This is a genomic window from Paractinoplanes toevensis, assembly GCF_018332695.1.
Lineage (GTDB): Bacteria > Actinomycetota > Actinomycetes > Mycobacteriales > Micromonosporaceae > Actinoplanes > Actinoplanes toevensis.
Window position 1 is genome coordinate 49,500 of the sequence record NZ_BOQN01000093.1, and the last position, 25,946, is coordinate 75,445.

The following is a 25,946-nucleotide window of genomic DNA, read 5'->3' on the forward strand; positions in this document are numbered from 1 at the left end:
TCGGGCCGCATCCGGCTACGAGTAGGACGGCCTCATTTGCCGCCGTCCGTATGCGGACCGCTGCGTTGGCCCTACGTTGTTGGCATTCGGCTGTCTACGGCCTCTCGTTGGTCGTTTCCGCCCGTTGGTGTTCTTGGGCGCGCCAGGATGATGCGATGCGGCAAAGCGAGTGGGCGCGGCTGGCCAGGAGGTGGCTACTCCCAGCCCTGCCAGGTGCATGGGGTCACCGTGGGAGTCTGGTCTACCGCAAGCCTGTCGGATGGGTCTTGAGTTACGTGGTGGCGCACTCGCACACTGGCAGCAAGAAGTTCCACCTGATCGCCGGGACGCAACTGTTGGCGCAGCCCTCTGCCGGCCTGGTCCTCGACGTATCGCTGTACGTTCAACAAGCGACCCTGCCACACCTGAGTTCGACGGAGCTTCACACTCTGCGGGATTTGCCGACCGACACCAGCCAAGCCGAGACGGTGATGTCGGAATGCGCGGACGCCATCCTCACCGAGGCGGTGCCTTATCTCGACGAATACGGCACTCTCCAAGGTCAGGCTAACGCCCACGAAGCGCTCGTTGGCCACAATCCACTTAACAGTAACGCCCACCAGCGCCTTTGCTACATACGGCTGCTGCTAGGCGATATCCATGGCTGCCTTGCCGCCGCGGACGTCGCCCAGCGCACCGCCCGTGACGACGGACGCGACTGGGCACTTGAGATCGCTGACCGAGTCGATCAAATTGCCGACCTAGCGAGCCACAGCCTCAAAGGGCCGTCGACGTACTACGTGAAAACGTCTACCACACATGTACCCAGCTACACCTTCCGACTCGATGACCGCCGGACCGCGATGTTCTCGCCGACGTGCACTGATCTGCCGCCGAGCGGGCGCGTTCGCCAGCACGCAACGGTGACGCAAGGTGATCAGGAGCTTTGGTCCGTCAGTACACGCTCGTGCCGATGAGCGGATGCTCTGCGTCTACGAGGAACCCTCGAATGTCGCTACGGCCGCCTCCGCGGCCCTGCGAGTCGTCGACGACGCTGCAAGGAGAGACTGAGCCGTGATGACGATGAAGTGATCAGCCTGGCACGGCATCATCCAGTGCGCCTGCCACCACTGCTCATCGTCATGGAGATAGCTCAGCTCAAGGCTTGCGACGCCGTTGTCGTCTGACCTCCGGGTCAGGACGGACTGGCCGGGGGCGACCAGAGCCTCGGGATCCGACAGCCGTGCTCTCGGCACCGGCCCTTGCGTGAAGATCGTCGCTTCGCCCGGCCCTTGCAAATAGAAGGGCGTTTCATCGCCTGGGTCCTGCGGCGAGTTGATGGTGAACCCGACCGGCCACTGCACACTGAAGATAGACGTCTCTATCAGCCAATACGGGACGTCGAACCCGTCTGTCACATCGACGACGTCATTACCGTCAACTGGGTTGCCGGGATCAAACTTCACGTGCGCCAGCCCTGAGGGAGTCCAACGGGTCACGTGCACGATGTTCGAGCTCTCCCCTTCCCGCTCGAAGGAGTAGGGCCAGTTCGGGATAAGGGTTACCCCGAAGCCGTTCAGCCGGGCGAGTACATGGGCCACGACCTCAGCGTAGTCAATCTCCGCTGAGCGCCCGGCGACGGACAACCCAGCATCCGCTTCTGGCGCAGATAACGCGTGCCGATTCTGTACGGCCCGGCAGTCCAGGGAGCGGTCCGGCTTCCGGCGGTTGGTGGCTGCCTACCGGCTTGTCACCGCTGACTTGGCCGTCGTCATCCGCCGTAAAGGTGAGCGCGGTGGTCGACTTCGTGGTCTGGCTTACGCGAGAGGGACCCGTCGCCTGGCAGCCAGGCATCCGGTCAACGACCGGCTTCGAAGTGGCGAGGCTCAGGTAGGACAGCTGCCCCACCTCGCTGACCGTATTCGCGCACACCGTCGCCGACGCATCGATGTCAGGCTTCGCCGATAGGACGATCAACTGTATATTGGCGGCCATGGCGAGCATGCGGCGACCGAGCTTTCTGATCCTGTCGGCGCTCGCTCCGGCCCCGCTGCACGGGTACGCGGTGATCAAGGAAGTGGCGCGGCTGTCGGATGGCAGGACGCGCCTCGCCGCCGGCACGTTGTATGCGGCACTCGACCGGCTCAACGACGAAGGCCTCGTCGAGGTCGACCGTGAGGAGACTGTCGACGGCAGGCTCCGCCGCTACTACCGGCTGACCGATCCGGGCATCGCCGCACTGGTCGCCGAGGCCGAGCAGATGCGCCGCGACGCACGGATGGTCACCCAACGGCTGAGCGGAGCTCGCCCCGCCGGCGTTCCCCGCCCTGCCTGACTCGACCCTCGGTGCCATCGCCGACCCCTGAAGGGATCAACATGCCCGACGACATCCGCACCAGGCGTCTGGCCCGCAGGTACCGGCGGTGGCTGTTGGCCTACCCACGGACGTATCGGCACGAGCGTGGTCCGGAGATCCTCGCGACGCTGCTCGACGCCGCTGATCCCGGGCGATCGCGGCCGGCCGCACGCGAGGCCGCGCTGCTGCTGCGGCACGGCCTCGGCCGGCGTCTCGCCGAGTTCGGGCGCCGGGCGTTCGTGATCGCGGCGTTCGCGGCCGTGCTCGGTGGGCTGAGCGGGATCGCGCTCGGCTCGTGGCTGGCCTGGCGGGACGTGGACCCGATGGCCCCGGACAAGACCACAGCGATCGGCCTCGCGCCGACGGTCCTGCCGGTCCCCTTCGACGATCACGTCGACCAGTTCGGGCGGCGAACCTTCTGGAACCCGTACAGCAACAACACTCTGCACGGCGGTACCGGCGTGCGTGTCGGCCGGACCAGTGTGACCGGCATGATGCCCCCGCAAACCAGCGTGGAGCAGGTCGCCGCCGCCGTCACCCGGCAGATGCGCGCACACGGCTGGCAGGACGTGCACACCAGCGTCCAGCACCATGGTCCGCAGACTGCGCTCGCCGCGTTCGCCGAGGTGACCGGCGTGCGCACCGGCTATCTCGCCGCAGTGCAAATCACCCAGGCCGAGTCCAACCCGTCCGCTCTGAATCTCGACCTGATGTGGGCCGAGCCGCCCGGCCACCTGCGCGACACCATCGGCGGCGGACTGGCCGGAATCCTGTTCGGCGCTCTGTTCGGGCTTTACACCGCGAAGCGCATGCGCCGCTTCGAGCCCGGCCGGCAGCGGGCGTACTCGAGACTCTGCATCGGCGCGCTACTGATGCTCGCCCCGGCCTGTCTCGGCAACATCCCCACCTCGACCGGCTCCCTGCTGGCCAACACCCACCGCAACGGCCACGGTCCCTCGGTGTACTGGGGCGGTTTCGTGTTCTTCGGTGCCGAGCCGCTCGCCATCCTGTCACTGGTCCCGATCCTCGCGATCGTCGTCTGCTGCGTCTGGCCACAGCGGGCAACCGTCCGCACGCCCACCATCGCCTGAGATGCCGAGCCCCCTCTGGATCCTGCACCAGATCTCCAACGCCACGGCATAGCGACGAAACTCATCGGCCGCGATCCGATCGCTACGTGAGTGCCGAATGGGACACGCGATGAGTAGGTGAAGGTGCACTGTGGAGGCACGAATCCGTGAGGTCAGGCCGACCTGCAGGAGATATCACGGAGGTATGAGACCACTGCTGCTTCTGCTGGCCGTGCCGGTCCTGTTCGTCACCGGCTGCACGACCTCATCGCACCGCACAGCCACAGCCACAGCCACACCCACGACCGCGCCCGCTGCCCCGACGTCCGCAGCGAGCGCCTCCGCCGGCCCGGTGGACACCGGCACGCCGTCCGGCCCCGCAAGAACCGGCACGCCGTCCGGCCCTGCGAAACCCGGGTCGCCGACCGGCACGAAGAGCGGCGGGGGCGCCGCGGGGACTGCTACGCCCCGCTGCCACACCGGAGACCTCAAGCTGACGCTCGGCAAGCGCGGGGGCGACACCGCCACCAAGTTCCAGCCGCTGTACTTCACCAACGTCGCCCGTCACGCCTGCACGCTCCACGGCTTCCCGGGCGTGTCCGCGGTGGCGGGGGACGACCGGCACCAGGTCGGTGAGGCGCTCGACCGCGCCACGTTCAACCCGAAGGTGACACTGACCCTGGCGCCGGGCGACATCGCGTACGCGATTCTCGGCCTCCACGACGTCGGGATGTTCCCGGCCAGCCGATGCAAGCCGGTCAGCGTACGCGGGTATCGCGTGTACCCGCCCGACGAGACCAAGTCGGTCTTCGTCGCCAGTGCCACGAAGGTGTGCTCGGCGAAGGACGTCAACGTGGGCAACGTCGCGGCGATCTTGATACACCCCGTCGACTGATCCTCGCTCCAGGTCGCCGTGCAGGCACACCACCAGCACGACAGCGGCCGGCACGAGTCCACCGACGGCCGGTCGACAGGAGTGAACTTTGGTAGACAGGCGATCGACCTTGGGCTGATGCGCCGGATGGGCCGTTGCTGGAAGGTTGGCGCCATGACGGCCAACACCGGCGAACCGCGAAGACTTCGACGCACCGTCACCAACCCGGTGCTGCTCATTCTTCTCATCGCGCCGTTCTTCGGCGAGGGCCTGTCGGGCTCCACCCCGCCCCTGGATCTTCTGATGCCTGGGAACTTCGCTTTCATGGCCGCCCTGTACGGCTGCGGCGCACTCGTCTGTCGCGAGGTCGCCCATCGGTTCGGCTCAGGGTTCGCCGGCCTGGTCCTGCTAGGTGTCGCCTACGCCGTGTGGGAGGAGGCGCTGGTAGACCGATACTGGTTCTTCCCCCAGTTCTGGCAGGACTCCGGCGTCGGCACCTACAGCGTCGTGTGGCACACCAACGTGCTGCTCGCAGGTCACCTCACGGTGTTCCACGCAGCGATCAGCATCTGCGCATCGGTCCTCGTGGTCGAGTGGCTCGTTCCTCGGGCGAGATACCGTCCGTGGGTTGGTCGCCCAGGCCTCATTCTTGCTGGTCTGGTGCTCTCCGTGACACCGGTCGTCTACGGGGAGTTCGACCAGCGCCCGCCGACTACCGTCCTCGTCGCCGCTACGGCACTGCTCGCCGCGGTCGTGGTGACCGCTTGGCTGATCGGCCGCGGCCGACGCCCGGTTCCTTCACCGTTCGGCAGTGGTCGGCCCCCACCGCGGCGAGGCCTCGGATTGCTCGCCTTCACCTGCGTGTCCGCGCACTGGGTCCTGACCTACACGGTCGCGAAGACCGGACTGAGTTGGCCCCTCGGCGTAGCGCTGTCGATGCTTCCCGTTGCCGCCGGTGTCTTCCTGGTACGGCGTCTTGCGGTGACCGGTCCGCAGGGAAGCGACGGCGTCCGTGTCGTGGTCGGCCTACTCACGTTCTTCGTGCTCCTCGACCTGCTGGTCGCGCTGCTCGGCCGATACGACATGATCCTCAGCGCCATTTTGACCGCATGGCTCGCGCGACGACTGTACGCACGACGCGCCTCCATCGCGTTCGAGCCGGACGGCCATGCATCGGAACCCCCTTGACAGCACGGCGGGCGCGGCCCGCGGAACTACCGCGCATGCCGCCGCCGGGGCGAGGTCGGTGACGCACGGGGCGCTGGGTGCGCGTCAATGGCCGATTTGAGGGCACAGAAACAACGCCGACACGATGGTTCAGTTGTCCGGAGACGCGGGCAGCTGCCTGATCGGCGTGTTCTGGGCGGCGGCCAGCCACCATCGCCCTTCGCGTTCGATCAGCACGTAGAGCGCCATCTCGGAGAAGCCGTCCGCAGCGAGTGCCTGCCGGCGGATATGTGTCACGACGACGCCGGGCGCGGGCGCCAAGACCGACACGACTTCGAACCGTGAGGCCGGCGCCGAGGCCTCGGCCGGCGGCTTCGATCGGTCCATCAATCGATGATGAATCTCGTTCAACCCCTGGAACCCGGTCAGAGTCGCCCCGTACGGACTCCCCCAGAGGATGTCGGAGGCGAACCAGGCGTCGTAGACGTCGGCGTCCAAGGTATCGCCGCCTCGCTGCAACTGCGCCGCCAGATCTGCGGCGACCTTCTCTGCGGTCGGACCGGCCGCTGGGTCGTTCAGCACCACTCGCTGGGTGATCTCGGCCATCATCGGCTCCTGGTTATCGATGCGTTGCATGCCAGGGACGTTAAGAGTTCAACCAAGGTTGAGGTCAAGCTCGTTCCGCTACACCCTGGAGGTTCTCATCACGGTGCTGGATCAGCCGCGAGGAAGCACTCGGCTGAGGGCCAGCTTCGCGAAGCGGTCGGCGATGCGGCGGTGGGCGGCGGCGTCCGGGTGCAGAGCGTCGGGCAGCGGCAGGTCGGCGTGGTCGGCCTCGCCGTACAGGTCAAGGCCGTTGATGTAGTGCAGTTGAGGGTCGGTGGCGGCGCGCTGGGCCACGATCCGGGCGAGGTGCTCGCGGATCACCGTCAGGGTCAGCTTTCCGGCGGCCCGCTCGGCCGGGTCGCCGGTGGCCCGGAACCGCACCCGCCCCTCGCGCAGCGCCTCCGGGTCGAAGGCGCCCGGGCCCGGCGTGTCCTCGTGGATCGGGCAGTAGATCGGCGAGGCGACCAGCAGCGGCGTGTCCGGGTGGCCGTCCCGGATCGTGTCCAGGAAGCCGTGCACGGCCGGGACGAACGCGCGGAGCCGCATCACGTCGGTGTTCACCAGGTTGATGCCGATCTTGACGCTGATCACGTCGGCCGGGGTGTTGCGCAGGGTGCGGGCGGTGAACGGGTCGAGCAGGGCGCTACCGCTCAGACCCAGGTTGATCAGGTCGAGGCCGCTCTGCCGGGCGGCCAGCGCCGGCCAGGTGGTGGCCGGGCTCGCGGCGTTCGAGCCCTGGCTGATCGAGCTGCCGTGGTGCAGCCAGACCGGCCGGCTCGCCGGGGCCGCCTCGATCGGGGCGTCGGCCCGCAGCGCCACCAGGTCGGTCGCCTCGTTGTGCGGGAGCCAGATCTCCACCTCCTTGCCGGTGGCGGGCAGGCCGGTGAACGCGATCGTGCCCGGCTCACCGGCCCGGTGCTCGGTCGTGCCGGTGGCCATGTCGACGGTGTGGACGGTGCCGCCGGGGATGCTGCCCTGCGCGGTGAGCCGGCCGTCGACGAGCAGGTCGTAGACGCCGTCCGGGCGGGCCGGGACACCGCGGTAGGCCCAGCGGGTCGGCAGGGCGACCAGCTCGATCGCCGTGGCGGCGGTGCGGAACGCCAGGCGTACGCCCGAGGGTTGCGCCTCCACCATGGCCGGCTGGGGGTCCTGGGTCTGGGCGCGGGCCCAGGCCGGCAGCCGGTGCGGCCGCAGGCCGGACCCGGTGCGCTCCAGCTCGAGCGCGCCGCGCAGCAGGTCCGGGGTGATTTCGATGTCGTGCATGGTTCCCCTACTCATCGGGCCAGTGGCGCAGCAGCGCGTCGAGCGCGTCCATGGCACGGGACCAGGAGCGCTCCGAATCCGGCGAACTGTGGTCGAAGCCGCCGGCCAACTCCAGGCTCACGTAACCGTGGAAGGTCGCGCCGAGAAGGCGTACGGCATGGGTCTGTTCGGTCTCGGGCAGGTCGTAGCCGCGCAGGATCGCCCTGATCATCTCGGTGTGCCGGGGACCGGCACTGGCCGCGGCGGCGGCCGGGTCGAGCGGCATGCGGGCCGCGGCGTAGCGGCCCGGGTGGGCGCGGGCGTAGTCGCGGTAGACGTTGCCGAGCGCGGTCAGCGCGTCCTTGCCGGCCCGGCCGGCCAGCGCGGCCAGTCCGCGGTCGGCCAGCTCGGCCAGGGCCAGCCGGGCGATCCGGGTCTTGAGGTCGTGTGAGCCGGCCACATGCGCATAGAGGCTCGGCACGGACACCTCGAACCGCCGCGCCAGGGCCGACAGGCTCACCTGCTCGAACCCGGCCGCGTCGGCCAGCTCCGCCCCGGCCTCGACCAGCCGATCCGCGGTGATTCCGGCTCGCGCCATCGGCCACCTCCCGTTTCCTAGGCTATCTAAGCAAAAACCTAAAGGCTTTAGGAAGGCGTACGGCGGGTAAGCCCGATCACGTGCGAATGCGCTTCGACGGCTGGATCGCCGGCCTCGGTACGGCCACCGGAACCCGGCTCGTGCTCGGGCACTGGCCGGACTCACCGTTCGGCCCGGTCAGCGACGTCATGATCGAGCAGGCGGACGGCCACCGCGTGCTCCTCGCCCCGACCGAGGAGCTGGGCCGGTTCGTCGCCGACACCTACGCGTTCGACGAGGTGCGGGTGGTGCCGGTCGCGGTGAACCGGGCCGGACCGGCCTGGACCGTCACGGCCGGCCCGCTGACGCTGCGATTCACCACCGGCGGCCGCGGCGCGCTGGGCCGGCTGCTGCGCGCGGTGCCGCCACCGCTGGCGCGGCACCCGCTCTGGGTGCAGCTGATCGACCGGCCGGCCCGACTGCTACAGAGAGTCCGCACCTACGGCACCGCCGGAAACGGCCGCCGCGAGTGGTACGCGGTGCGGGACCTGCACCGGATCACGGCGGCCACCGCGGCGCTCGACGGCGTGGACCTGGGACCGCTCACCGACGTGGACCCGCCGGTGCGGTTCGGTTTCGGCTCGACGCCACGTTCCCCGGCGCTGGCCCGCGTCACGACAACGGTCCGGTCTTGAGCGCGCTTTCGGCCGTGGCCATCTCGGCGACGGCCGCCGCGCCCGCCGCCGACGACACCGCGGCCGCCCGCAGCGACGTGGCGGCACCCGGGTCCTGGGCGGCGGCGGGTGGTTTGGCGCCGGTCGTGCGCAGGGAGACCAGCCGGGAGAGCACGTCGAACCAGAACGGTGCGCCGAGCATCAGCAGCAGGGCCGTGACCAGCCAGCCGGCGACGTGCGACACCGTCCACGCCGCGTCGCTCCAGTGGGTGCCGTGCTCCCAGCCGACCGGCATGCCCAGGCCGGCCAGGTCCTGCACGGTCTGAACGTTCTTGGTGACCAGGCCGTCCCCGGTGGTGCTCTTCACGGCGGCCTGCTCGGCGGCGTCCAGGGCGGCCTGCCGGACGGCCGGCTGCTGCCACAGGGTCTGGGCGGTGTGGAAGGCCGAGACGTTGCCGGCCACGGCCAGGCCCAGCCCGACGAGGAACAGCACCCCGGTGGCCCACCGCTTGTAGGCGCCACTGAGCCGGCCCATCGTCTCGTCGTACCAGTTCTCCAGGGCCGCCTTCGCGTCCAGGGCGAGCGTCTCGCCGTCGGTCCTGAAGTTCTTCAGGCGCTTGTTCACGCCCTCGACCGGCGTCTCGGTGAGCCGGTCGGTCAACTCGTCGATGGCGTCCGCGAACGATCGGGCGGACAGGTAGGCCGGGCCGACGTCCTTGCGGAACCAGCGCCGGCCCCGGCTCGCCGCCATGTCCGCCGACGCGTAGATGGACGTGCCCTTGAACATCTTCAGGGCCTGCTCGGCGGCGTCGTCGAACGTCGTGCTGCCGCTGAGCATCTGGCCGATGGTCTGTTCGAGGTCCCGCGCGCGCTTGCGCAGCAGCCGCGACGTGCCCTCGACGATCGCCGAGGCCAGCGAGGCCACGACGAAGAAGACCAGGGCCAGACCGATCGTGGTTTCCAGTGCCAGTGAGCCGAACATGGGTGGACCGTAACGGTCCTAGTTGGAGAAGGCGAGATACAGAAGGGCGATCAGGGCAACCACCATCAGGGCGATGAGGCCACCGACGATCAGGGTCACCGCGGTGCCGCCGCCGTCCTTCTCGTACGGGATGTCCTCGTTGTCGTCGGCCACGGTGGAACCTCCTGCGTCCGGAAGTGAACGCCGGGAGGTTAACTATCAAGATCCGCTGTCGGCGAGGCTTCATTCCGCAGCGCGAAACGCGTCACCGGACGTCATCGGGTGGTCGCGGTCAGGACGCTGCGGACCAGCCGGCCGGCCCGGTGCAGTTCGGGCCCGGGGTAACGCATCGTCGAACCCAGCACGGCCAGGGCGCCGACCACCCGGCCGGAGACGTGCACCGGCACCGCGGCGCCGGACATGCCGGGCAGGAACTCGCCGGACTGGATGGCGTAGCCGCGCGCCCGGCTGGCCGCCACGTCGGCGGCCAGCGCGTCGGGGTCGACGATGGACGAGGTGGTGCGCGGCGTGAGCCGCAACTTCGGCACGACCGAGGCCAGGCCGGCCGGCGGCAGGCCGGAGAGTACGGCCTTGGCCAGGCAACCGGTGGCGATCGCATACCGGTGCCCGACCGGGGAGGTGGCCGCCGCCGGCTGTACGGGGTGCCGCTTGCCGATGATGAGCAGCGACAGTGACGTCCAGTCGACCTCGGCGATCAGCACGGTCTCGCCGGTCATCCGGGCCAGCTCGTCGGCGGCCGGCCCGGCCCGGTGGGTGATCGCCGAGCTGGCGGTGACCTGGCTGCCCAGTTCCAGCAGGCGCACCCCGAGAAGGTAGGCACCGTCCGGGTCCTGGCGCAGGAAACCCCGGTCGATCAGGGTGACGGCGAGCCGGCGGACACTCGGGCGGGGCAACCCGACCGCGTCGGCCAGCTCGGACAGGGTCAACCGGGGGTGCGCCGAGCTGAACGCGCTGAGGATGTCCAGCGCGCGCCCGACGGACCGAACCTCCCCGGTCACAGCTTGCGCGCCACCGCCCCGTACGCGTCGATGTGCTCGACCTCGCCCGGCTCCGGCCGCCACGACGTGATCTCGGTCAGCCCCGGTTCCACCAGCTCGAAGCCTTCGAAGCAGGTCAGCAGGGCGGCCGGGCTGCGCAGGATGTAGGGCACACCGCCGCTCTCGGCCAGTTTCTCGGCCCCCGCCACCACCGCGGGAGTGGTGTCGGTGCCGTCCCACAGCACGACGAAGCTGCCGGGCGCGGTCGCCGCCATGATCGTGCGGACGATCCGGTGGATCTCGTCGATGGACTGCTCGTAACCCATGACGCCCATGAACATGACCGCGACCGGCTGCGAGAAGTCGATCGTCGCGGCCGCCTGCTCGAGGATCGCCTCGGGGTCGTGGTAATCGGCCGGCACGTAGTTGGTGGCGCCCTCGGCGGTGGTGCCGCGCAGCAGGGCGCGGGCGTGCACGAGCACCATCGGGTCGTTGTCGACGTAGACGATGCGCGCGTCGGGCGCGATGCCCTGCGCGACCTCGTGGGTGTTCTGCATGGTGGGCAGGCCGGTGCCGACGTCGAGGAACTGGCGGATGCCCGCCTCGGCGGCCAGGTAGCGCACCACCCGGATGAGGAACTGCCGGGAGAAACGGGCCATCAGCGCGATCTCCGGGTAGACCGAGACGACCGCATCACCGGCCGCACGGTCGGCGGCGAAGTTGTCCTTGCCGCCCATCCAGTAGTTCCAGATCCGCGCGGCGTGCGGGATGTCGGCCTGGAGCTCTTTCGACAGGTCCTCGTCCGTCATGGCGCTCTTTCTATGTCACCGGCAAGATTTTGTCCAACGAGGACTCAGTGAACGCAGCGTACATATCCGGCCTCGGCCTTGCGGTAGTTCGTGTACCCGTCGTCGTAGTTGAGCGCCCACCGTCGCGCCCGGTCCGGCGCGGCCTCGGTGGAAGTCCAGTACCAGCCGTTCTTCACCGTGTTTGGAAATGCGTCGAGATCGATGGCGGGGGCCACCCGGGTCTCGTCGACGGTAGTGGAAAGTTCCCGCAGGGTGGGCAGCCGCATCCCAAGATCGGCACACTCCGTGTCGGCCGCGGCCGCGCTCATGGCCGACGACGACCCACTCCGCTGCCAGGTCAGCCCGGTCGCCGGATCAGTCACCTCGTCGCCCGAAATTTCGTACTTCGGCGGCCCATCGCCCGCGGCCGAGCGCACGCACCGGACCTGATACGAACCCGACTGATAGGCGCCGTTCGAGGCCAGCCCCTCGGAGAAATTGATGATCCAGGCCCGCAGCGGCTCCTTCGTGACGGCCCACGGCGACGACGTCCAGAAGAACTGCGCCGGCGTACCCGGAAAGGCGGTCCGGTCGATCGCCGGCCCCGACCGGGCCGGATCGATGATCGAGGTCAGCTCGATCCGGCTGGGCAGATGCCACCCGCCACCGTCCAGATCGAGCCCGGCGCAGTAGCTCTTGGCCTCGGTGAACGTGTGCGTCGAGGGCGCCACCGCCCGCTGCCACACCAGGCAGGTCGATTCGTCCCGCACGGTCCCGTTGCCCAGATCGCGGTAATCCGGCGACGCCACCATCGGCCAGCTCGCCCAGATCCGATCCAGTCCCGCTCCACAGCCCGCCTGGACGGCCTTCTTGTTCGCGGCCTTGGCGGCCTTCGGGGCCTTGGCAGCGGTCGGCGAAGGCTTCGCAGAAGAGGGAGTGGGCGAGGGCGACGAGGAAAGGGCCGGCACCGCCGACCTCGCGGCGGAGCCGGGCGCGGCCACGATCTGGGCGGTCGGCTGCGGCTCCGCGGCCGGCATTTGCGCGTACGCGAACCCGCCGCCCGCCAGCACGACGACCGCCGCAGCCGCCGCCAACAACGGGTTCGACCACACCGATTTGCCCACCGACCCACCGCCGCCGCCGACCGGCCCGCTGAGGGCGCCCGGCAGCCCGGCGGCGGCCAGCCCGGTCGGCACCGGGACCAGCGCGCAGCCCGCGAGCAACCGCTCGACGGCCACCTGCTGCCGCGACCGGGCGAGGCAGGCCGGGCAGTCCCGCACGTGCCGGTCGATCCGCTTGCGCCACAGCGGGCCGGGCCGCTCGTCCCACCCCGCGACGGCCTCGGCGAGGCCGGCACAGCGGGGCCGGGCGGCCAGGGCCGCCACGATCACCCGGGAACGGTCCAGCTGGGCGCGCATCCGCTGCACGCGGACCGCGGCGTACGCCATGGTGGTCCCCAAGGCCGCCGCGATCTCGCCGCGGGTCAGCTCGCCGGCGGCCTCCTGCCACCAGAGCGCAAGAACCGTCCGGTCCTCGTCGTCGAGCCAGCGCGCCGCCTCGGCCACCTGCCGCCGCTCGCCGGAGAGCCGCAGCCGCAGGATGGCGAGCTCCTCGAAGTCGGCAGCGCCGTCCGGCATCCGGTCGGCCACGACCGCCGGTGGCTCGGCCCGGTGGCGGCCGATCTGGTGCGTGGCGATGGTCAGCACCCAGGCCCGGAAACTCTCCGGCTGCCGCAGCGACTCGAGGTCGCGCACCACCCGCAGCATCGTCTCCTGCACGACGTCCTCGACGTCGGGATGCGTGCCGAGCGCCCGGCCGACCACGTTGTAGACCAGCGGCAGGCATCCCCGGACGAGTCGCTCGCGGGCCCGCCGGTCACCACGCTGCGCCGCGGCGACCACATCCCGTTCCCGCATCGCTTTCCCCTTTCGGCCGAGCGAGACTAAATTGCTTTTCACTCCCCTGTCAAACAGCGGTCGAATGGACACCAGGCAAATATCACTTTTGCTGCATTGGGTTCGTCACAACATCCTGACCAGCGGATACGGGTAATTATCGGCGGACTGACCGGCGTACGCAATTAAGATTTTCTTAAGGGCTTCGGCATTTTGTAATCACGCGAACGGACGGCATTTGCGCACGATCACAGCCGGGCGCCCTAAGGTAGGGACCATGGACCTGTTCAGCGAGGAGCGCTCGGCCGATGTGGTCGCCGCCAGCTTCGGCGAGACCGCCGATCCGAGGCTGCGGCAGGTGATGACGTCGCTGGTCAGGCACCTGCACGCGTTCGTGAAGGACGTCGAGCTGACCGAGGCCGAGTCGCCGCCGCGCGCGCTGGGCGAGTCGATCGCGCTCGACGAGAAGGGTACGCCGTGCCCGGTGTCCGGTCAGGTCACCGGCCCGGGCCGCGCCGCCGCGGCCGGCCTGGAAAATCCGTTCCGGACGCTGACCTTCGACATCGGGTTGCTGCGCTCATGATCGACGGGTTCACCTATTCGGCGCTGCCGATGCGGGTGGTGTTCGGGGCCGGGTCGCTGGCCGAGCTTCCCGCCGAGGTCTCGGCGCTCGGGCTCAGCCGCGTGCTCGTGCTGTGCGGTCCCCGGCAGGAAGACACGGCCAAGCAGATCGCGTCGTCGCTGGGCGACCGGGCCGTCGGCATCCTGCCCGAGGCGACGATGCACGTGCCGGCCGCGACCGCCGCGCGGGCCGTCGCGCTGGCCACCTCGCTCGGCGCCGACGGCTGCGTCGCGGTCGGCGGTGGTTCGTCGATCGGCCTGGGCAAGGCCGTCGCGAAAGAGCTGGGCCTGCCGGTGGTGGCGGTCCCGACGACGTACGCCGGTTCGGAGATGACGCCGGTCTGGGGCCTGACGTCGGACGGGGTGAAACGCACCGGCCGTGACCCGCGCGTGCTGCCGGTCAGCGTCGTCTACGACCCGGCCCTCACCGTCTCGATGCCCGCCTCGCTCTCGGTGACCAGCGGTTTCAACGCGATAGCCCACGCCGTCGAGGGTCTCTACGCCCCCGACGCGTCGCCGATCGTGTCGCTGATGGCCGCGGAGGGCGCCCGCTCGCTGGTGTCGGCCCTGCCCGGGGTGGTGGCCGACGGCAGCGACATGACCGCCCGCACGGCGGCGTCCTACGGCGCGTGGTTGTGCGGGGCGGTGCTCGGCGCCACCACGATGTCCCTGCACCACAAGCTGTGCCACGCCCTGGGCGGCACTCTCGGTCTGCCGCACGCGGAAACCCACACGGTGGTCCTGCCGCACGTGCTGGCGTTCAACGCACCGTTCGCACCGGCCGCGGTCACCGCGCTGAGCCGCGCCTTCGACACCTCCGACCCGGCCCGCTACCTGTGGGACCTGGCCGACAGCCTGAACGCCCCCGGCTCCCTGTGCGAGCTGGGCATGTCCTTCGCCGACATCGGCGAGATAGCCGACGCGGTGGTGGCCACCCCCTACGCCAACCCACGCCCGGTAACCCGCGACATCGTGGCGTCCCTGCTTCGGGCAGCCTGGGAGGGCGCCCTAACCTGACCCCGGGTTCCATTGTCGAGCGGCCGTAACATCGCTCAGTGACTTGACGTAGTACACCAGCGTCCAGGTCCAACCCGGCTGGTGTTCGCGGCCGACCTCGCGGTAGCCCAGGTCCTGGTAGAAGGCCATGGCCGCCGGCTGGTTGGTCGCCGTGTCCAGGTGCATCGACCGCAACCCGTCGGCCGTCGCGCGCCGTTCCAGCTCGGCCATCAGGGCACGCCCGATCCCGCGGCGCCGTGTCGCCGGATGCACCCGCACCCGGAGGACCTCGGCCCGCTCGCCGGCGTCCGGCCGGTAGCCGCCCATGCCGACGACATGTCCGTCCAGCTCCACGACGAGGAATTCCCCGCCGGTCGCTAGGAAGGTTCCTTCGATGTCGGCCAGATCGGGAAAATTGGCCGGCGCCTCGGCCGCCGCCGGCAACGGGATCGGGACGGCCGGGTCGGCTGTCTCACCGATGTTCGGCAGCGCGTTCAGCGCCCAGAGCACGCCGGCGTCCGTGTCGCGGAATCTTCGCACTGTCAGCACGCCGCCCAGGAAAGCACGTATCGGCTGGTGACGGTGTGACTACGCCGCGGGTGCGCACTGGAGTTGGGGCTCCGCGGTGACCAAAGTACCGGGCATGCCGACCACACAAGCCGACCCGATCGACGACCGCGAGACCCGGCGGCCGGACATGGAAGTGATGCTGCGCAGTCTCCCGGCTCCGCACCAGGAGATCATTGTTGCGACATATTTCGGCCACCGGACGGCACACCAGGCGGCGGAGCATCTCGGTCTCAGCCCGGCCGTGGCCAAGGCGCGACTCTACGAGGCGATGCGCAGCCTGTCCGGCATGGTGGACACCTGCTGGCCTGGTCCGGCCGAACCGTCCGTTGCGGGAAATACCGCTCGCCGGATCTGGCGAATGAATATTCCGAAACGCCGAACGGCGGCCCGCTGAAAATCAGTCGAGCCGCCGTTCGGGAGAGTCTGGATCAGACCGGGCGGATGTTCTCCGCCTGCAGGCCCTTCTGGCCCTGGGTGATGTCGAACTCCACCCGCTGGTTCTCCTCGAGGCTGCGGAAACCGCTCGACGCGATCGCGGAGAAGTGGGCGAAGACGTCAGCGCCGCCGTCGTCCTGGCTGATGAAGCCGAAACCCTTGTCGGCGTTGAACCACTTCACGGTACCTGTAGCCATGTCTGCTCCCTAGCAGGCCTTTCGAGATCGCACTGTGCGATCTCCTTGCCGCCGCGTTGATAACCCGCGTCGGAACCGACACGAAAAACGAAAAAGCGCCCGCCGGGTTTCAGATAACCCCATCAGGCGCCGAAAACGTCTACGGAAATCAAAACTGCAACGAGGCCAACCGTAGCACACAATCGGGGACGGGGTAGCGGATCGGCCTTCGGAGTGTCCGGCGCTAGGGAAACACCGAGATCGCGGCGGCCGGGCACATCGCCACGGCGTTCTCGACCAGTGGCAGCAGCACCGGCGGCGGGGCCGGGTCGAGCAGGACGACCACGCCGTCCTCGTCGCGCTGGTCGAACACCTCCGGCGCGGTCATCACGCACTGCCCGGCGCCGCAGCAGGCATCCTCGTCAACGGTGATCTCCACGGAGGTTCTCCTCACGGTCGAAACGATCGAATCACGGTCGAATCGATCGAACGGTCAGCAGGTCGGCGATCGCGTCGATCAGCAGGCGGCCGGTGCGCGGCCACGAGCCGGGCGGCGCGTTGCCGGCGGCCAGGTCGCGCTCGTGCTCGGCGCAGGTGTGCACGATGAGGTGGCCGACCATCTCGACCCGTGGCACGGCGACCGGGGGCACCACGGCCAGCAGGGCCTGCATGGCCCGGCTCATCGCGGGGGTCGAGGTGGCCGCCTGGATGGCCACCGTGCGCAGGACCGGGTCGATCAGGATCTGGGCCGAGCAGCGGGCGTACCAGCTCGGCGTGCCCAGGTCGGCGAGGTGCCGGGTGAGGGGCAGGACCACGGCGGCGATCAGGGCGCGCGGGTCGGTGCCGGCCCGGTCCAGCATCCGTGTGCGGAGCCGGTCCATCGGGACGGCATGGGTCCGGATGATCGCCGCGACCAGGTCGGCCTTGGTGCCGATGTGGTAGCCGACCGCCGAGTTGCTGCCCTGGCCAGCCGCCTCGGCGATCTGACGGTTGGAGACGGCATGCACGCCACGCTCGGCGAACAGCCTCTCCGCCGTACGCAGAAGAAGCGCTTGGGTCGCCGCGGCGTCGGACCGCACCCGCCGGCGCGGCGAAGCCGCGGCTACCACCGGACCGGAACCTTCTCGATGCCGCCGACCACCAGGCCCTCCCGGCGTCGGAGATCGCCGGGCTCGACGTCGAGCCGCAGGCCGGGCAGCCGATCGAGCAGAACGGCGAGGACCGTCTGCAGCTCGACGCGGGCGAGCGCCTGGCCGAGGCACGAGTGCGGGCCGGCGCCGAACGCGATGTGCGGGTTGGGCCGGCGGTCCAGCACCATCTCGCCGGCGTCGGCGAACGCGCAGGTGTCCCGGTTGGCGGAGGCGAGGTTGGTGATGACCGTGGTGCCGGCCGGGAGGGTCTCGCCGGCCACCTCGTACGGCTCGGAGAGGTAACGCGGGATGCCGATGTTGGGGTTGGCGTCGAAGCGCAGCGCCTCCTCGACGGCCGACGGGATGAGGCCGCGGTCGGCCAGCAGGGCCTCCCAGCGGGTGCGGTCGGCCAGCAGCATCGCGACCATCTTGCCGATCATGTTGGCGGTGGTCTCGTGGCCGGCGACCAGCAGGCCCTGGGCGGTGATGATCAGCTCGACCTCGGTGAGCCGGCCGTCCTGCGCGTCGACGATCGTGGCCAGCTCACTGAGCAGGTCGTCGCCGGGCTTCTCCCGCTTGCCGCGCACGTGGGCGGCCATGAACTCGTGGAATTCGCGAGCCGCCGTGTCCAGCTCGTCCTGCCGGAACTTGGTGAGGTTGAGCATGGCGTCGGACCAGTGTGCAAACCGGTCGCGGTGGTCGGCGGGGACGCCGAGCAGCTCGCAGATGACGAAGACGGGCAGCGGGAAGCCGAGGGCGGAGACCAGGTCGGCGGGTGGTTCCATCTCGTCGATCAGCTCGTGGGCGATCTCCTCGATGCGCGGGCGCAGCGCGTTGACCCGTTTGGCGGTGAACGACCGGCTCATCATCCGCCGCCAGCGCAGGTGGCCCTCGCCGCTGGTCATGTCGGAGACGAGGGACGCGTCGTTGAACACGCCGCCGCTCTCCGAGTCGGCGATGCGGGCGGCGCCGGGGCGGCTCAGGTTGTGGGTGAAGCGGGGGTCGGCGAGCAGGGTGCGCACGTCCTCATAGCGGGTGAGCAGCAGCGCCTCGTCGCCGCTGGCCATCCGAACGCGGGAGACCGGGCACTCGTCGCGCAGCCAGGCCCACTCCTCGGGCGGTTCCAGGGCGCTGGGCTGGGGAAACGGATAGTCCATTGGATTCTCCCGTGATCGACACAGTGACCGTCCTCAATGGAACCTAAGTCAAGTGACTGATCAACAGCAACCCCGATCATCCAGGCCGCCGTTCATTCTTTCGGTCAGACCATTTCGGAATTGCCGCCCTCCGCCGCTAAAAGCCATTTTTGTGTTGCTAGCAGATTTCGGCGGCCTCCTGGGATAGTCCCGGGATGGATCGCAAATGGATTTTCGCCGCCGGCGTGATCGCGGCCCTCATAGCGACGCAAGCCGGAACTCCGGCCCAGGCCTCGGCCGCCAAACCGGTACAGGTCACGTTCACGTTCGACGACGGCGTCGCGGACCAGCTGCAGGGGAAGCAACTGCTGGAGAAGTACGGCATGACCGGCACCTTCTTCATCAATTCCGCCCTCATCGGACTGTCCGGCCACATGACCCGCGCCGATCTCGACGCGCTCAAGGCGGCCGGGCACGAGATCGGCGGACATACCGCGACACATCAGAATCTGCCGGCCCTTTCCCCGACCGAACAGAACCGGCAGATCTGCCTGGATCGCAATACGCTGCTGTCCTGGGGATATGCGGTCACGTCGTTCGCGTACCCATTCGTGGAATTCGATTCAACGACGAAAACGATCGCGCAGACATGCGGATACAACTCGGCCCGCGCGGCCGGCGATCTGCGATCACCGTTCAGCTGTACGGACTGCCCGGTCGCCGAAACCGTGCCCCCGGCCGACCGCTGGGCGATCCGCACTCCCGACGACGTCGAGAGCAACTGGACCCTCGCGCAGCTCAAGAGCGTCGTCACCCGGGCCGAGGTCACCGGCGGATGGGTGCCGCTGAACCTGCACCACGTCTGCGCGGGCACCGGCTGCCCGGCCGAATCGGTCTCCCCCACCATCCTCGACCAGTTCCTGGCCTGGCTCCAGCCGCGATCCGCGCCCGGCATCCGCACCACCGTGCGGACCGTGCAGCAGGTGCTCGGCGGGGCGGTCAAACCCGCGGTGCCGCCGACCCCGGCACCGGCGCCGGGCGCATCGGGCGTCAACACGGTTCGCAATCCGTCGCTCGAGACCACCGACTGCTTCACCTCCGCCGGGTACGGCACCAACACGGTCACCACCACCCGGGTCAGCGACGCGCACACCGGTTCCTGGGCGTCGAGAATCGCCATGACCAGCCGCACCGACGGGGACGCCAAGCTGGTGCCGACCTTCGACCTCGGCCAGTGCTCGTCGCAGGTCGCGCCGGGCCGCACCTATCAGGCCAGCACCTGGTACAAATCGACGGTCCCGGTCTTCTTCACCCTCTACCAGCGCAACGCGATCGGGCAGTGGAGCTACTGGACGCAGAGCCCGCGGTTCGCCGCCGCCGGCGCCTGGACCAGGGCGGTCTGGCTGAGCCCGGTGCCGCCGGCCGGGGCGGTGGCGGCCAGTTTCGGGCTCACCATCGACAGCGTCGGCACCCTCACCGTGGACGACCACGGCTTCGCCGACACCACCGCCACACCCGCGCCGGTCGGGGTGAACGCCCTGGTCAACCCGTCACTGGAGACGGCCGGCGCGGACGGTTTCCCGCAGTGCTGGACCGGCACCGGCTACGGCACCAACACCCCCGTGTGGACCCGGGTCACCGACGCGTTCGACGGCACCTACGCCGAGCGCCTGCAGCTGACCAGCCGCACCGACGGGGACGCCAAGCTGATCCCCGGCTGGGATTCGGGCAACTGCGCTCCCCTGGTGCTGACCGGTCACACGTACACGTTGAGCGTCGCCTACAAGTCGGACGCGCCCACCTTCCTGACCCTGTACCGGCAGGACAGCGCCGGAAACTGGTCGTGGTGGACGCAGAGCCCCACGTTCGCGGCGGCCACCGCCTACACGACCGCAACCTGGACGACCCCGGCGGTTCCGGCCGGCACCAAGGCCGTCACGTTCGGCCTGACCCTGGACAGTGTCGGGCAGGTGACCACGGACAAATACTCGATGGTGGCAAACTGACGGCAATCCAGGGAGATCGATGTCACGAGTCTTCGAAGAGGGCCCTAGAGCTGCTTGTTGAAGATCAGGAAGTCGCAGGGGGTGGCCAGGTGGGGCGCCAGCGCCGGGTAGTCCTCGGCCAGGTCGGTGACGCGCACGACGCGGTAACCCGCCCGGGTGTACCACTCGCGCAGGAACTGCTTCACCGGGTGGGTCCAGGTCTTCGGCACAAGCAGTTCCAGCTGCATGGTGTGCAGTTCGAGATCGCGAGCCCAACCCTCGGCGTACGCCAGGAGGTTTCGCCCGATGCCGCCGCCGCGCCGCTTCGGGTGGGCCACCAGCATGCCGACCTCGCCCACGCTGTCCTCCGACGGCAGGCGGCAGACCCGCGCCACGCCGGTGATCTCGCCGTCCTCGCGGGCGACCACCAGCTCCCCCGTCGCGATGATTCGTGCGATCTCGGTGACGTCGGTGCGATCGGTCGGGGCGGCCCACAGGCCCTCCTCGGCGACCGCGTAGACCTCATTGACCAGGTCGGTGACGGTCGCCACGAAGGCAGCGTCGGAGGCGGCGGACGGTGCGGCGAAGGAAATCATGTCTTTCCCGAGTCGAGAATGGGGGCAGGTCAGCCCGGGTGCCCCGGCTCCGGGCCAGCGTAGCGGTCAGCCCCTCGACGATGGGGTCGTGCGGTCGTGATCCGGTTCACCTGGCGAGACCCTGAAGTTTTGAAAAAGCGGATTAGGTTAGCCTCACCTCATGAACAGGGAGGCCGCGCTCACCGGCGCTGATCTGACGCTCGCCTATGACGGCCGGACCGTCGTGCACGGGGCCGGCATCGAGCTGCGGGCCGCCACCGTCGTGGCGCTCATCGGGCCGAACGGGTCGGGCAAGTCGACGCTGCTGCGCTCGCTCGCCCGGCTGCACACGCCGCGGTCCGGCACCGTGGACCTCGGCGGGGAGGACGCGTTCGCGTTGCGCCCCAAGGACTTCGCCCGGCGGGTCACCCTGCTCACCCAGTCCCGGCCGACGCCCGGCGGGGTGCGGGTGCGCGACGTCGTCGCCTACGGACGGCACCCCTACCGCGGGCGCTTCGGCGCCGGCGACCCCGACGGCCCGGCGCAGGTGCAGCGGGCCATGGAGCTGACCGGCGTCGCCGAGATGGCCGACCGGGCCGTCGACGAGCTGTCCGGCGGCGAGCTCCAGCGGGTCTGGCTGGCCACCTGCCTCGCCCAGGACACCACCGTGGTGCTGCTCGACGAGCCCACCACCTTCCTCGACCTGCGCTACCAGATCGAGACCCTGGACATCGTGCGCGACCTCGCCGACTCGCACGGCGTCGCGGTCGGTGTCGTGCTGCACGACCTCGACCAGGCCGCCGCCGTCGCCGACCACCTGGTGCTGCTGCAGCAGGGCGTCGTGCGGGCCACCGGCGCACCCGCCGAGGTGCTCACCTCCGAGCTGCTCACCGAGATCTACGGCCTGCGCATCGACGTCCACGTCGACGCCGACGGTCACGTCCGCACCCGGCCGGTCGGCCGGCACCACACCCGAAAGGTCACCATTTAAATGGCCATCACCCGCCGCGCCTTCGCCACCTCGGCGGTCGCGCTCACCGCGATGCTGATCGCGGCCTGCGGCACCACCGAGGACACCACCGACACCGCCGCCCCGGCGTCGTCGGCGCCGGCCGGGCCGGTCGACCTCACCGACGAGCGCGGCACCGTCCACCTGGACGCGCCGGCCAAGAACGTCGTCTCCCTCGAGTGGGGTCTCACCGAGAACCTGGTCGCGCTCGGCGTGAAGCCGGTCGGCGAGGCCGACGTCAAGGGCTACAACATCTGGGACACCAGCGCGCCGATCGACGCCTCCACCCCGGACGTCGGCCAGCGCGGCGAGCCCAGCCTGGACGCCATCATCGCGCTCGACCCGGACCTGGTCGTCACCACCACCGACCTGCAGGAGACGGTGATCGCGCAGCTCGCCAAGAAGGTGCCGGTGCTCGCGCTGCGCGGCTCCGACGGCACCGATCCGATCGGCTACATGCGCAGGACCGTGACCACCCTGGCCAAGGCCACCGGCACCGAGGCGAAGGCCACCGAGCTGCTGGCCGGCTTCGACGCCAAGGTCGCCTCCGGCAAGGACGCCCTGGCCAAGGCGGGCAAGACCGGGGCGCCGTTCACCATGTCGGACGGCTGGGTCGACTCCGGCACCGTGTCGATCCGGATGTACACGCCGAACTCCTTCTTCGGCGGGATCGCCAAGGAGCTGGGCCTGGAGAACCAGTGGACGACCGGCGGCGACAAGGACTACGGCCTGGCCACCACCGACGTCGAGGGCCTCACCAAGGTCACCAACGCCCAGAACACGTTCGTCTACGTGGCCAACAAGTCCGACGGCGGCGACTTCACCGACAACCTGAAGAGCAACGCGGTGTGGAAGCAGCTGCCGTTCGTCACCGCGAACAAGGTCAAGCGCATCCCGGACGGCATCTGGATGTTCGGCGGACCGGCCTCGGCGAACCTCTACATCGACGCCCTCGTCACGGCGCTGACCGCCTGACATGACCAGCACGATCGCTCCCCCGGCCATTTCGAGGACCGGAAGAACCACTTCGAAGACGTACGGGATCATCGCCGTCTTCGCCGGTGCGGTCGTGCTGCTCGCCGTCCTGGCCGCGGTGCACCTCACCCAGGGCACCGCGAGCCTGGGCATCGGGGAACTGCTACGGGCTCTGTGGCCGTGGGGCGCGGACGACGGCAGCCGTTCGCAGGCGGTGGCCGTACTCGTGGCAAGCCGCCTCCCCCGCCTCGCCGCCGCCCTCCTCGTCGGCCTTGCCGTCGGCGTCGCCGGTGGCGTCCTGCAGTCGGTGGCCCGCAACCCGCTGGCCTCGCCGGACACGCTCGCGGTCAACGCCGGAGCGTACGTCTCGGTGGTGGCGGTGGCGGCCTTCGGCGTCTCGCTGCCGTTCTTCGCGGGCGGCCTGGTCGCGTTCATCGGTGGCCTGCTCGCCTCCGGGCTGGTGCTGCTGGTGGCCCGGGGCGGCGCGGCCGGCCCGACCCGCCTGGTGCTGGCCGGCTCCGCGGTGGCGCTCGCCCTGAACGCGCTCACCACCGTGCTGCTCATGCTGTTCCAGCAGAACACCGTCGGGCTGTTCGCGTGGGGCAGCGGCACCACCGTCCAGTCCGGATCGCACCAGGTCACCATGGCCGCCCCGATCATCGCCGCGGGCCTGGCCGCCACCGGTCTCCTGGCCCACCGGCTCGACGTGCTGGCGCTCGGCGACGACCCGGCCCGGGTCCTGGGTCTCGACGTCCGCCGGATCCGGGTGAGTGCGGTCGTCCTGGCCGTCCTGCTGGCCGCCATCTCGGTCACCGTGGCCGGTCCGATCGGCTTCGTCGGCCTGGCCGCGCCGGTCATCGCCCGGCTGATCGCCCGCCGCGTCCCCGGGCTCGGCGCCCACCTGCTGCTGCTCCCGTTCGCCGGGCTGGCCGGCGCAGTCATCGTGGTCGGCGCCGACGTGGTGCTGCGCCTGGCGTTGCCGCCGGACCGGGCCATCTCGGTGCCCACCGGCGTCGTCACCACCCTGCTCGGCGCGACCGTCCTGGTCTGGCTGGCCCGGCGGCTGCGCGACGGCGGACCGGCCGGGGTGCCGGCCCGCGGCGCGCACGGCTCGGTGCGCTCCCGCGGCTGGGTCACCGCGGTGGGCATCGTGCTGATCGTGGCCCTGGTCGCGGCGTTCGTCGCGGCGCTGCTGCTGGGCGACCGGATCGTGCTGCTCGGCGACGTAGTCAACTGGATCAAGGGCGACTCCGGCCGGACCGTCAGCTTCGTGCTCGACCAGCGCTGGCCACGGGTGCTCGCCGCGGTGCTCGGCGGCGCCGCCCTGGCCCTGGCCGGCGCGATCGTGCAGGCCGTCTGCCGCAACGCCCTGGCCGAGCCCAGCCTGCTGGGCGTCACCCCCGGCGCCGGGGTAGGCGCGGTCGCCACCGTCATGCTGCTGCCCGGCATCGGCGTCTGGCCGGTGATGGCCGCCGCCACGGTGGCCGCGCTGGGCACGTTCGCCCTGGTCTACTGGTTGGCCGCGGGCCGCGGCCCGGCATCCGACCGGATCGTCCTGATCGGCATCGGGGTCAGCGCCGCCGCCACTGCCACCACCACGCTGATCGTCGTCCTGGTCTCCCCGTGGAACGTGAACACGGCCCTGACCTGGCTGGCCGGCTCCACTTACGGCCGCACCACCGGCCAGATCGTGCCCGTGGCACTCGCCCTGCTGGTGGCGCTGCCGCTGGCCCTGACCGGAGCCCGCACCCTCGACCTGGTAGCCCTGGACGAGGACGTGCCGCGCCTGCTGGGCGTGCCATTGAGCCGGGCCCGCCTGGGCTTCCTGACCATCGCCGCGGTGCTGACCGCGGCCGCGGCGGTAGCGGTGGGCGCGCTCGCCTTCGTCGGTTTGGTCGCCCCGCACGCGGCCCGAGCGCTGGTGGGCGCCCGGCACAGCCGTTCGGTGCCGATAGCGGTAGGCCTGGGCGCGGTCCTGGTAAGCGTGGCCGACACGGTGGGCCGCACGGTGATCGCCCCGTCCTCCCTGGCCGCCGGCCTGGTGACGGCGTTGATCGGCGCCCCCTACTTCGTCTGGCTCCTCTGGCGAAGCCGCTCCACGGCCTGACCCACGGCAGCCCGAGCCACGCGGTCTCCTGATGCAACCGGCCCACCCGGTTCGCCGACCAACAACGGCAACGACCGACCGGTCCGACTTGGTCAAAACTATGGCCGGCCACCGTGATCACCTATGAGCGTCTGACGATTTGGTGCGCCGGTCAGCCTGACCACAAGGCATTGTCGTCGCCCGCCGATAATTGTAATTCCGCACTCCCGAATGACGCTACCCGAAAGCAAATCCTTCCTTCCTTCCCTTTACTTTTCGGGTGACGCCGGGTAGTTCAGCAGCGGCAATGCCGTCAGCGGACGGCCGGGTTCAACGGACGGCCGGGACGTCAGTGGTGCGCCGGTAGCGGGCGGTCGATGTCGTTCGCCGGGCTGCGCCGATCCGCCACCGTGGGCGGGCCCCGGTCCACCGCGTCGGCTCGACGCGGTCCGCGCCGTCCCCGCGGCCTGCTCTGCCCACGGCCGATGGTGTGCGCCCGGCGCGCAGAAGCAGCCGATGTCACTGCCACGGTCGGCCCTGTGGGCACGGTCCGGGCAGTGATATCCGCCCGGCGTGCGGGCTCGGCACACGCCGGGGCCTGCGGTCGGTGGCCGAGGGCGGCCTGATCGGCAAGGCTCGGCGGCTGCGCGCCGGGTGACGCCAGGCCGGCCTGCACTGGGACGTCACGCTCGGGTGACGGCCGCTGGGTCAAGGTGGCCTCGTCGAGCCAGAGCAGCGGCGGGACCGGCTCGGCCTCATCATGCAGGCCCAACTCGCCACACTCGCGGGAGCAGCCATGCAACCGGCATTGCTTGAGCGCGTGCCGCCGAGCAAGCGCCCACCGCCGCCGACGCGCATGCTCCCGCCAAAACTCCGCATTCGACGGCGAATAGTTACGCGCCCGGGTGCGATCACGCATCGCGGCGGTCACCGGCCGGGTGAATAGCTGAAGCTGCTGGTACCGCATAGGATATATTCTCTCGCGCCAAGAACGCCGTCCGCCAATAAGCGATCATGCCAACCTCGGAGCAATTTCAGAGCCTGGTTGATAAGTTGCGTGACCAA

General features: G+C 70.0%; 28 protein-coding genes. 13 read left to right on the plus strand and 15 right to left on the minus strand.

Annotated features, from left to right (window positions below):
- Window positions 1-266: 266 nt before the first annotated feature.
- Entirely contained in the window at window positions 267-956 is a 690-nt protein-coding gene (locus Ato02nite_RS36035; RefSeq protein WP_213011165.1) for a hypothetical protein, read from the plus strand.
- A 15-nt stretch (window positions 957-971) separates the two neighbouring features.
- On the opposite strand, the gene Ato02nite_RS36040 is transcribed toward Ato02nite_RS36035, so the two are convergent.
- Window positions 972-1,580 carry a hypothetical protein gene (locus Ato02nite_RS36040; protein ID WP_213011166.1) on the minus strand — a complete coding sequence of 203 codons (609 nt, stop codon included), beginning with the start codon at window positions 1,578-1,580 and terminating at the stop codon, window positions 972-974.
- Between the two features lie 392 nt (window positions 1,581-1,972).
- Here Ato02nite_RS36040 and Ato02nite_RS36045 point away from each other — a divergent pair, with 392 nt between their 5' ends.
- The 4 genes from Ato02nite_RS36045 to Ato02nite_RS36060 all read left to right on the plus strand — a co-directional run bounded on the left by Ato02nite_RS36045 (window position 1,973) and on the right by Ato02nite_RS36060 (window position 5,467).
- Window positions 1,973-2,314 carry a PadR family transcriptional regulator gene (locus Ato02nite_RS36045; RefSeq protein WP_246607880.1) on the plus strand — a complete coding sequence of 114 codons (342 nt, stop codon included), beginning with the start codon at window positions 1,973-1,975 and terminating at the stop codon, window positions 2,312-2,314.
- Window positions 2,315-2,355: 41 nt separating this feature from the next.
- The gene (locus Ato02nite_RS36050; protein WP_213011167.1) at window positions 2,356-3,426 is read left to right on the plus strand and encodes a hypothetical protein; all 1,071 of its coding nucleotides are present in this window, start codon (window positions 2,356-2,358) and stop codon (window positions 3,424-3,426) included.
- A 184-nt stretch (window positions 3,427-3,610) separates the two neighbouring features.
- Window positions 3,611-4,300, plus strand: a complete 690-nt coding sequence (locus Ato02nite_RS36055; RefSeq protein WP_213011168.1) for a DUF4232 domain-containing protein — start codon at window positions 3,611-3,613, stop codon at window positions 4,298-4,300.
- A 153-nt stretch (window positions 4,301-4,453) separates the two neighbouring features.
- Window positions 4,454-5,467 (plus strand): hypothetical protein, encoded by a 1,014-nt coding sequence (locus Ato02nite_RS36060; RefSeq protein WP_246607881.1) that lies wholly within the window; start codon window positions 4,454-4,456, stop codon window positions 5,465-5,467.
- Between the two features lie 129 nt (window positions 5,468-5,596).
- Here the strand turns inward: Ato02nite_RS36060 and Ato02nite_RS36065 are convergent, their stop codons facing one another.
- From Ato02nite_RS36065 to Ato02nite_RS36075, 3 genes are all read right to left on the minus strand, one after another.
- Window positions 5,597-6,082, minus strand: coding sequence for a DUF4440 domain-containing protein (locus tag Ato02nite_RS36065; protein ID WP_246607882.1), 486 nt, complete (start codon window positions 6,080-6,082; stop codon window positions 5,597-5,599).
- 81 nt (window positions 6,083-6,163) lie between these two features.
- Window positions 6,164-7,315: an SGNH/GDSL hydrolase family protein gene (locus Ato02nite_RS36070; protein WP_246607883.1), complete on the minus strand. Its 1,152-nt coding sequence runs from the start codon at window positions 7,313-7,315 to the stop codon at window positions 6,164-6,166.
- A 7-nt stretch (window positions 7,316-7,322) separates the two neighbouring features.
- Entirely contained in the window at window positions 7,323-7,892 is a 570-nt protein-coding gene (locus tag Ato02nite_RS36075; protein ID WP_213011170.1) for a TetR/AcrR family transcriptional regulator, read from the minus strand.
- Between the two features lie 80 nt (window positions 7,893-7,972).
- Between Ato02nite_RS36075 and Ato02nite_RS36080 the strand changes: the two genes are divergently transcribed.
- Window positions 7,973-8,566: a hypothetical protein gene (locus tag Ato02nite_RS36080; RefSeq protein ID WP_213011171.1), complete on the plus strand. Its 594-nt coding sequence runs from the start codon at window positions 7,973-7,975 to the stop codon at window positions 8,564-8,566.
- Here the strand turns inward: Ato02nite_RS36080 and Ato02nite_RS36085 are convergent.
- The 5 genes from Ato02nite_RS36085 to Ato02nite_RS36100 all read right to left on the minus strand — a co-directional run bounded on the left by Ato02nite_RS36085 (window position 8,544) and on the right by Ato02nite_RS36100 (window position 13,208).
- The gene (locus Ato02nite_RS36085) at window positions 8,544-9,527 is read right to left on the minus strand and encodes an MLKL N-termimal domain-containing protein (protein WP_213011172.1); all 984 of its coding nucleotides are present in this window, start codon (window positions 9,525-9,527) and stop codon (window positions 8,544-8,546) included. The genes Ato02nite_RS36080 and Ato02nite_RS36085 overlap by 23 nt on opposite strands.
- 18 nt (window positions 9,528-9,545) lie before the next feature.
- Window positions 9,546-9,680 (minus strand): hypothetical protein, encoded by a 135-nt coding sequence (locus Ato02nite_RS52670; RefSeq protein WP_281419878.1) that lies wholly within the window; start codon window positions 9,678-9,680, stop codon window positions 9,546-9,548.
- A gap of 101 nt (window positions 9,681-9,781) precedes the next feature.
- Complete coding sequence (locus Ato02nite_RS36090; protein WP_213011173.1) at window positions 9,782-10,525, minus strand: IclR family transcriptional regulator; 744 nt, start codon at window positions 10,523-10,525, stop codon at window positions 9,782-9,784.
- Window positions 10,522-11,313 (minus strand): SAM-dependent methyltransferase, encoded by a 792-nt coding sequence (locus Ato02nite_RS36095; protein WP_213011174.1) that lies wholly within the window; start codon window positions 11,311-11,313, stop codon window positions 10,522-10,524. The genes Ato02nite_RS36090 and Ato02nite_RS36095 overlap by 4 nt, the downstream gene beginning before the upstream one ends.
- 44 nt (window positions 11,314-11,357) lie before the next feature.
- Window positions 11,358-13,208, minus strand: a complete 1,851-nt coding sequence (locus tag Ato02nite_RS36100) for a sigma-70 family RNA polymerase sigma factor (RefSeq protein WP_213011175.1) — start codon at window positions 13,206-13,208, stop codon at window positions 11,358-11,360.
- Between the two features lie 256 nt (window positions 13,209-13,464).
- Here Ato02nite_RS36100 and Ato02nite_RS36105 point away from each other — a divergent pair, with 256 nt between their 5' ends.
- Window positions 13,465-13,770 (plus strand): dioxygenase, encoded by a 306-nt coding sequence (locus Ato02nite_RS36105; RefSeq protein ID WP_246607884.1) that lies wholly within the window; start codon window positions 13,465-13,467, stop codon window positions 13,768-13,770.
- Entirely contained in the window at window positions 13,767-14,825 is a 1,059-nt protein-coding gene (locus Ato02nite_RS36110; protein WP_213011176.1) for a maleylacetate reductase, read from the plus strand. Before Ato02nite_RS36105 ends, Ato02nite_RS36110 begins: the two co-directional genes overlap by 4 nt.
- Here Ato02nite_RS36110 and Ato02nite_RS36115 read toward each other — a convergent pair.
- Complete coding sequence (locus Ato02nite_RS36115; protein WP_213011177.1) at window positions 14,817-15,353, minus strand: GNAT family N-acetyltransferase; 537 nt, start codon at window positions 15,351-15,353, stop codon at window positions 14,817-14,819. The genes Ato02nite_RS36110 and Ato02nite_RS36115 overlap by 9 nt on opposite strands.
- 94 nt (window positions 15,354-15,447) lie before the next feature.
- On the opposite strand from Ato02nite_RS36115, the gene Ato02nite_RS36120 reads away from it, so the two are divergent.
- The gene (locus tag Ato02nite_RS36120; protein ID WP_246607885.1) at window positions 15,448-15,768 is read left to right on the plus strand and encodes a sigma factor-like helix-turn-helix DNA-binding protein; all 321 of its coding nucleotides are present in this window, start codon (window positions 15,448-15,450) and stop codon (window positions 15,766-15,768) included.
- A 34-nt stretch (window positions 15,769-15,802) separates the two neighbouring features.
- Here Ato02nite_RS36120 and Ato02nite_RS36125 read toward each other — a convergent pair whose 3' ends face one another.
- From Ato02nite_RS36125 to Ato02nite_RS36140, 4 genes are all read right to left on the minus strand, one after another.
- Complete coding sequence (locus Ato02nite_RS36125) at window positions 15,803-16,006, minus strand: cold-shock protein (RefSeq protein ID WP_203813290.1); 204 nt, start codon at window positions 16,004-16,006, stop codon at window positions 15,803-15,805.
- Between the two features lie 223 nt (window positions 16,007-16,229).
- Window positions 16,230-16,424 carry a ferredoxin gene (locus tag Ato02nite_RS36130; protein WP_213011178.1) on the minus strand — a complete coding sequence of 65 codons (195 nt, stop codon included), beginning with the start codon at window positions 16,422-16,424 and terminating at the stop codon, window positions 16,230-16,232.
- 31 nt (window positions 16,425-16,455) lie between these two features.
- Entirely contained in the window at window positions 16,456-17,094 is a 639-nt protein-coding gene (locus Ato02nite_RS36135; RefSeq protein WP_246607886.1) for a TetR/AcrR family transcriptional regulator, read from the minus strand.
- Window positions 17,088-18,272, minus strand: coding sequence for a cytochrome P450 (locus Ato02nite_RS36140; protein WP_213011179.1), 1,185 nt, complete (start codon window positions 18,270-18,272; stop codon window positions 17,088-17,090). The genes Ato02nite_RS36135 and Ato02nite_RS36140 overlap by 7 nt, the downstream gene beginning before the upstream one ends.
- Window positions 18,273-18,466: 194 nt before the next feature.
- Between Ato02nite_RS36140 and Ato02nite_RS36145 the strand changes: the two genes are divergently transcribed.
- Window positions 18,467-20,257: a polysaccharide deacetylase family protein gene (locus tag Ato02nite_RS36145; protein WP_213011180.1), complete on the plus strand. Its 1,791-nt coding sequence runs from the start codon at window positions 18,467-18,469 to the stop codon at window positions 20,255-20,257.
- Between the two features lie 44 nt (window positions 20,258-20,301).
- Here Ato02nite_RS36145 and Ato02nite_RS36150 read toward each other — a convergent pair whose 3' ends face one another.
- Window positions 20,302-20,832, minus strand: a complete 531-nt coding sequence (locus tag Ato02nite_RS36150) for a GNAT family N-acetyltransferase (RefSeq protein ID WP_213011181.1) — start codon at window positions 20,830-20,832, stop codon at window positions 20,302-20,304.
- Window positions 20,833-20,992: 160 nt separating this feature from the next.
- On the opposite strand from Ato02nite_RS36150, the gene Ato02nite_RS36155 reads away from it, so the two are divergent.
- From Ato02nite_RS36155 to Ato02nite_RS36165, 3 genes are read left to right on the plus strand one after another with little or no spacing between them, the layout of a single operon-like run.
- Window positions 20,993-21,802, plus strand: coding sequence for an ABC transporter ATP-binding protein (locus tag Ato02nite_RS36155; protein ID WP_213011182.1), 810 nt, complete (start codon window positions 20,993-20,995; stop codon window positions 21,800-21,802).
- A complete protein-coding gene (locus tag Ato02nite_RS36160) occupies window positions 21,803-22,795 on the plus strand; it encodes an ABC transporter substrate-binding protein (protein ID WP_213011183.1) in 993 nt (330 codons plus the stop codon).
- A gap of 1 nt (window position 22,796) precedes the next feature.
- Window positions 22,797-24,902 carry an iron ABC transporter permease gene (locus tag Ato02nite_RS36165; protein WP_213011184.1) on the plus strand — a complete coding sequence of 702 codons (2,106 nt, stop codon included), beginning with the start codon at window positions 22,797-22,799 and terminating at the stop codon, window positions 24,900-24,902.
- Window positions 24,903-25,946: the final 1,044 nt, after the last annotated feature.

Bases quoted from the DNA above. Each gene is read 5' to 3' on its own strand.
- Ato02nite_RS36045 (WP_246607880.1), top strand. From the start codon at position 1,973: ATGGCGAGCATGCGGCGACCGAGCTTTCTGATCCTGTCGGCGCTCGCT.
- Ato02nite_RS36050 (WP_213011167.1), top strand. From the start codon at position 2,356: ATGCCCGACGACATCCGCACCAGGCGTCTGGCCCGCAGGTACCGGCGG.
- Ato02nite_RS36055 (WP_213011168.1), top strand. From the start codon at position 3,611: ATGAGACCACTGCTGCTTCTGCTGGCCGTGCCGGTCCTGTTCGTCACC.
- Ato02nite_RS36060 (WP_246607881.1), top strand. From the start codon at position 4,454: ATGACGGCCAACACCGGCGAACCGCGAAGACTTCGACGCACCGTCACC.
- Ato02nite_RS36065 (WP_246607882.1), bottom strand. From the start codon at position 6,082: ATGCAACGCATCGATAACCAGGAGCCGATGATGGCCGAGATCACCCAG.
- Ato02nite_RS36070 (WP_246607883.1), bottom strand. From the start codon at position 7,315: ATGCACGACATCGAAATCACCCCGGACCTGCTGCGCGGCGCGCTCGAG.
- Ato02nite_RS36075 (WP_213011170.1), bottom strand. From the start codon at position 7,892: ATGGCGCGAGCCGGAATCACCGCGGATCGGCTGGTCGAGGCCGGGGCG.
- Ato02nite_RS36085 (WP_213011172.1), bottom strand. From the start codon at position 9,527: ATGTTCGGCTCACTGGCACTGGAAACCACGATCGGTCTGGCCCTGGTC.
- Ato02nite_RS36095 (WP_213011174.1), bottom strand. From the start codon at position 11,313: ATGACGGACGAGGACCTGTCGAAAGAGCTCCAGGCCGACATCCCGCAC.
- Ato02nite_RS36100 (WP_213011175.1), bottom strand. From the start codon at position 13,208: ATGCGGGAACGGGATGTGGTCGCCGCGGCGCAGCGTGGTGACCGGCGG.
- Ato02nite_RS36105 (WP_246607884.1), top strand. From the start codon at position 13,465: ATGGACCTGTTCAGCGAGGAGCGCTCGGCCGATGTGGTCGCCGCCAGC.
- Ato02nite_RS36110 (WP_213011176.1), top strand. From the start codon at position 13,767: ATGATCGACGGGTTCACCTATTCGGCGCTGCCGATGCGGGTGGTGTTC.
- Ato02nite_RS36120 (WP_246607885.1), top strand. From the start codon at position 15,448: ATGCCGACCACACAAGCCGACCCGATCGACGACCGCGAGACCCGGCGG.
- Ato02nite_RS36125 (WP_203813290.1), bottom strand. From the start codon at position 16,006: ATGGCTACAGGTACCGTGAAGTGGTTCAACGCCGACAAGGGTTTCGGC.
- Ato02nite_RS36140 (WP_213011179.1), bottom strand. From the start codon at position 18,272: ATGGACTATCCGTTTCCCCAGCCCAGCGCCCTGGAACCGCCCGAGGAG.
- Ato02nite_RS36145 (WP_213011180.1), top strand. From the start codon at position 18,467: ATGGATCGCAAATGGATTTTCGCCGCCGGCGTGATCGCGGCCCTCATA.
- Ato02nite_RS36150 (WP_213011181.1), bottom strand. From the start codon at position 20,832: ATGATTTCCTTCGCCGCACCGTCCGCCGCCTCCGACGCTGCCTTCGTG.
- Ato02nite_RS36155 (WP_213011182.1), top strand. From the start codon at position 20,993: ATGAACAGGGAGGCCGCGCTCACCGGCGCTGATCTGACGCTCGCCTAT.
- Ato02nite_RS36160 (WP_213011183.1), top strand. From the start codon at position 21,803: ATGGCCATCACCCGCCGCGCCTTCGCCACCTCGGCGGTCGCGCTCACC.
- Ato02nite_RS36165 (WP_213011184.1), top strand. From the start codon at position 22,797: ATGACCAGCACGATCGCTCCCCCGGCCATTTCGAGGACCGGAAGAACC.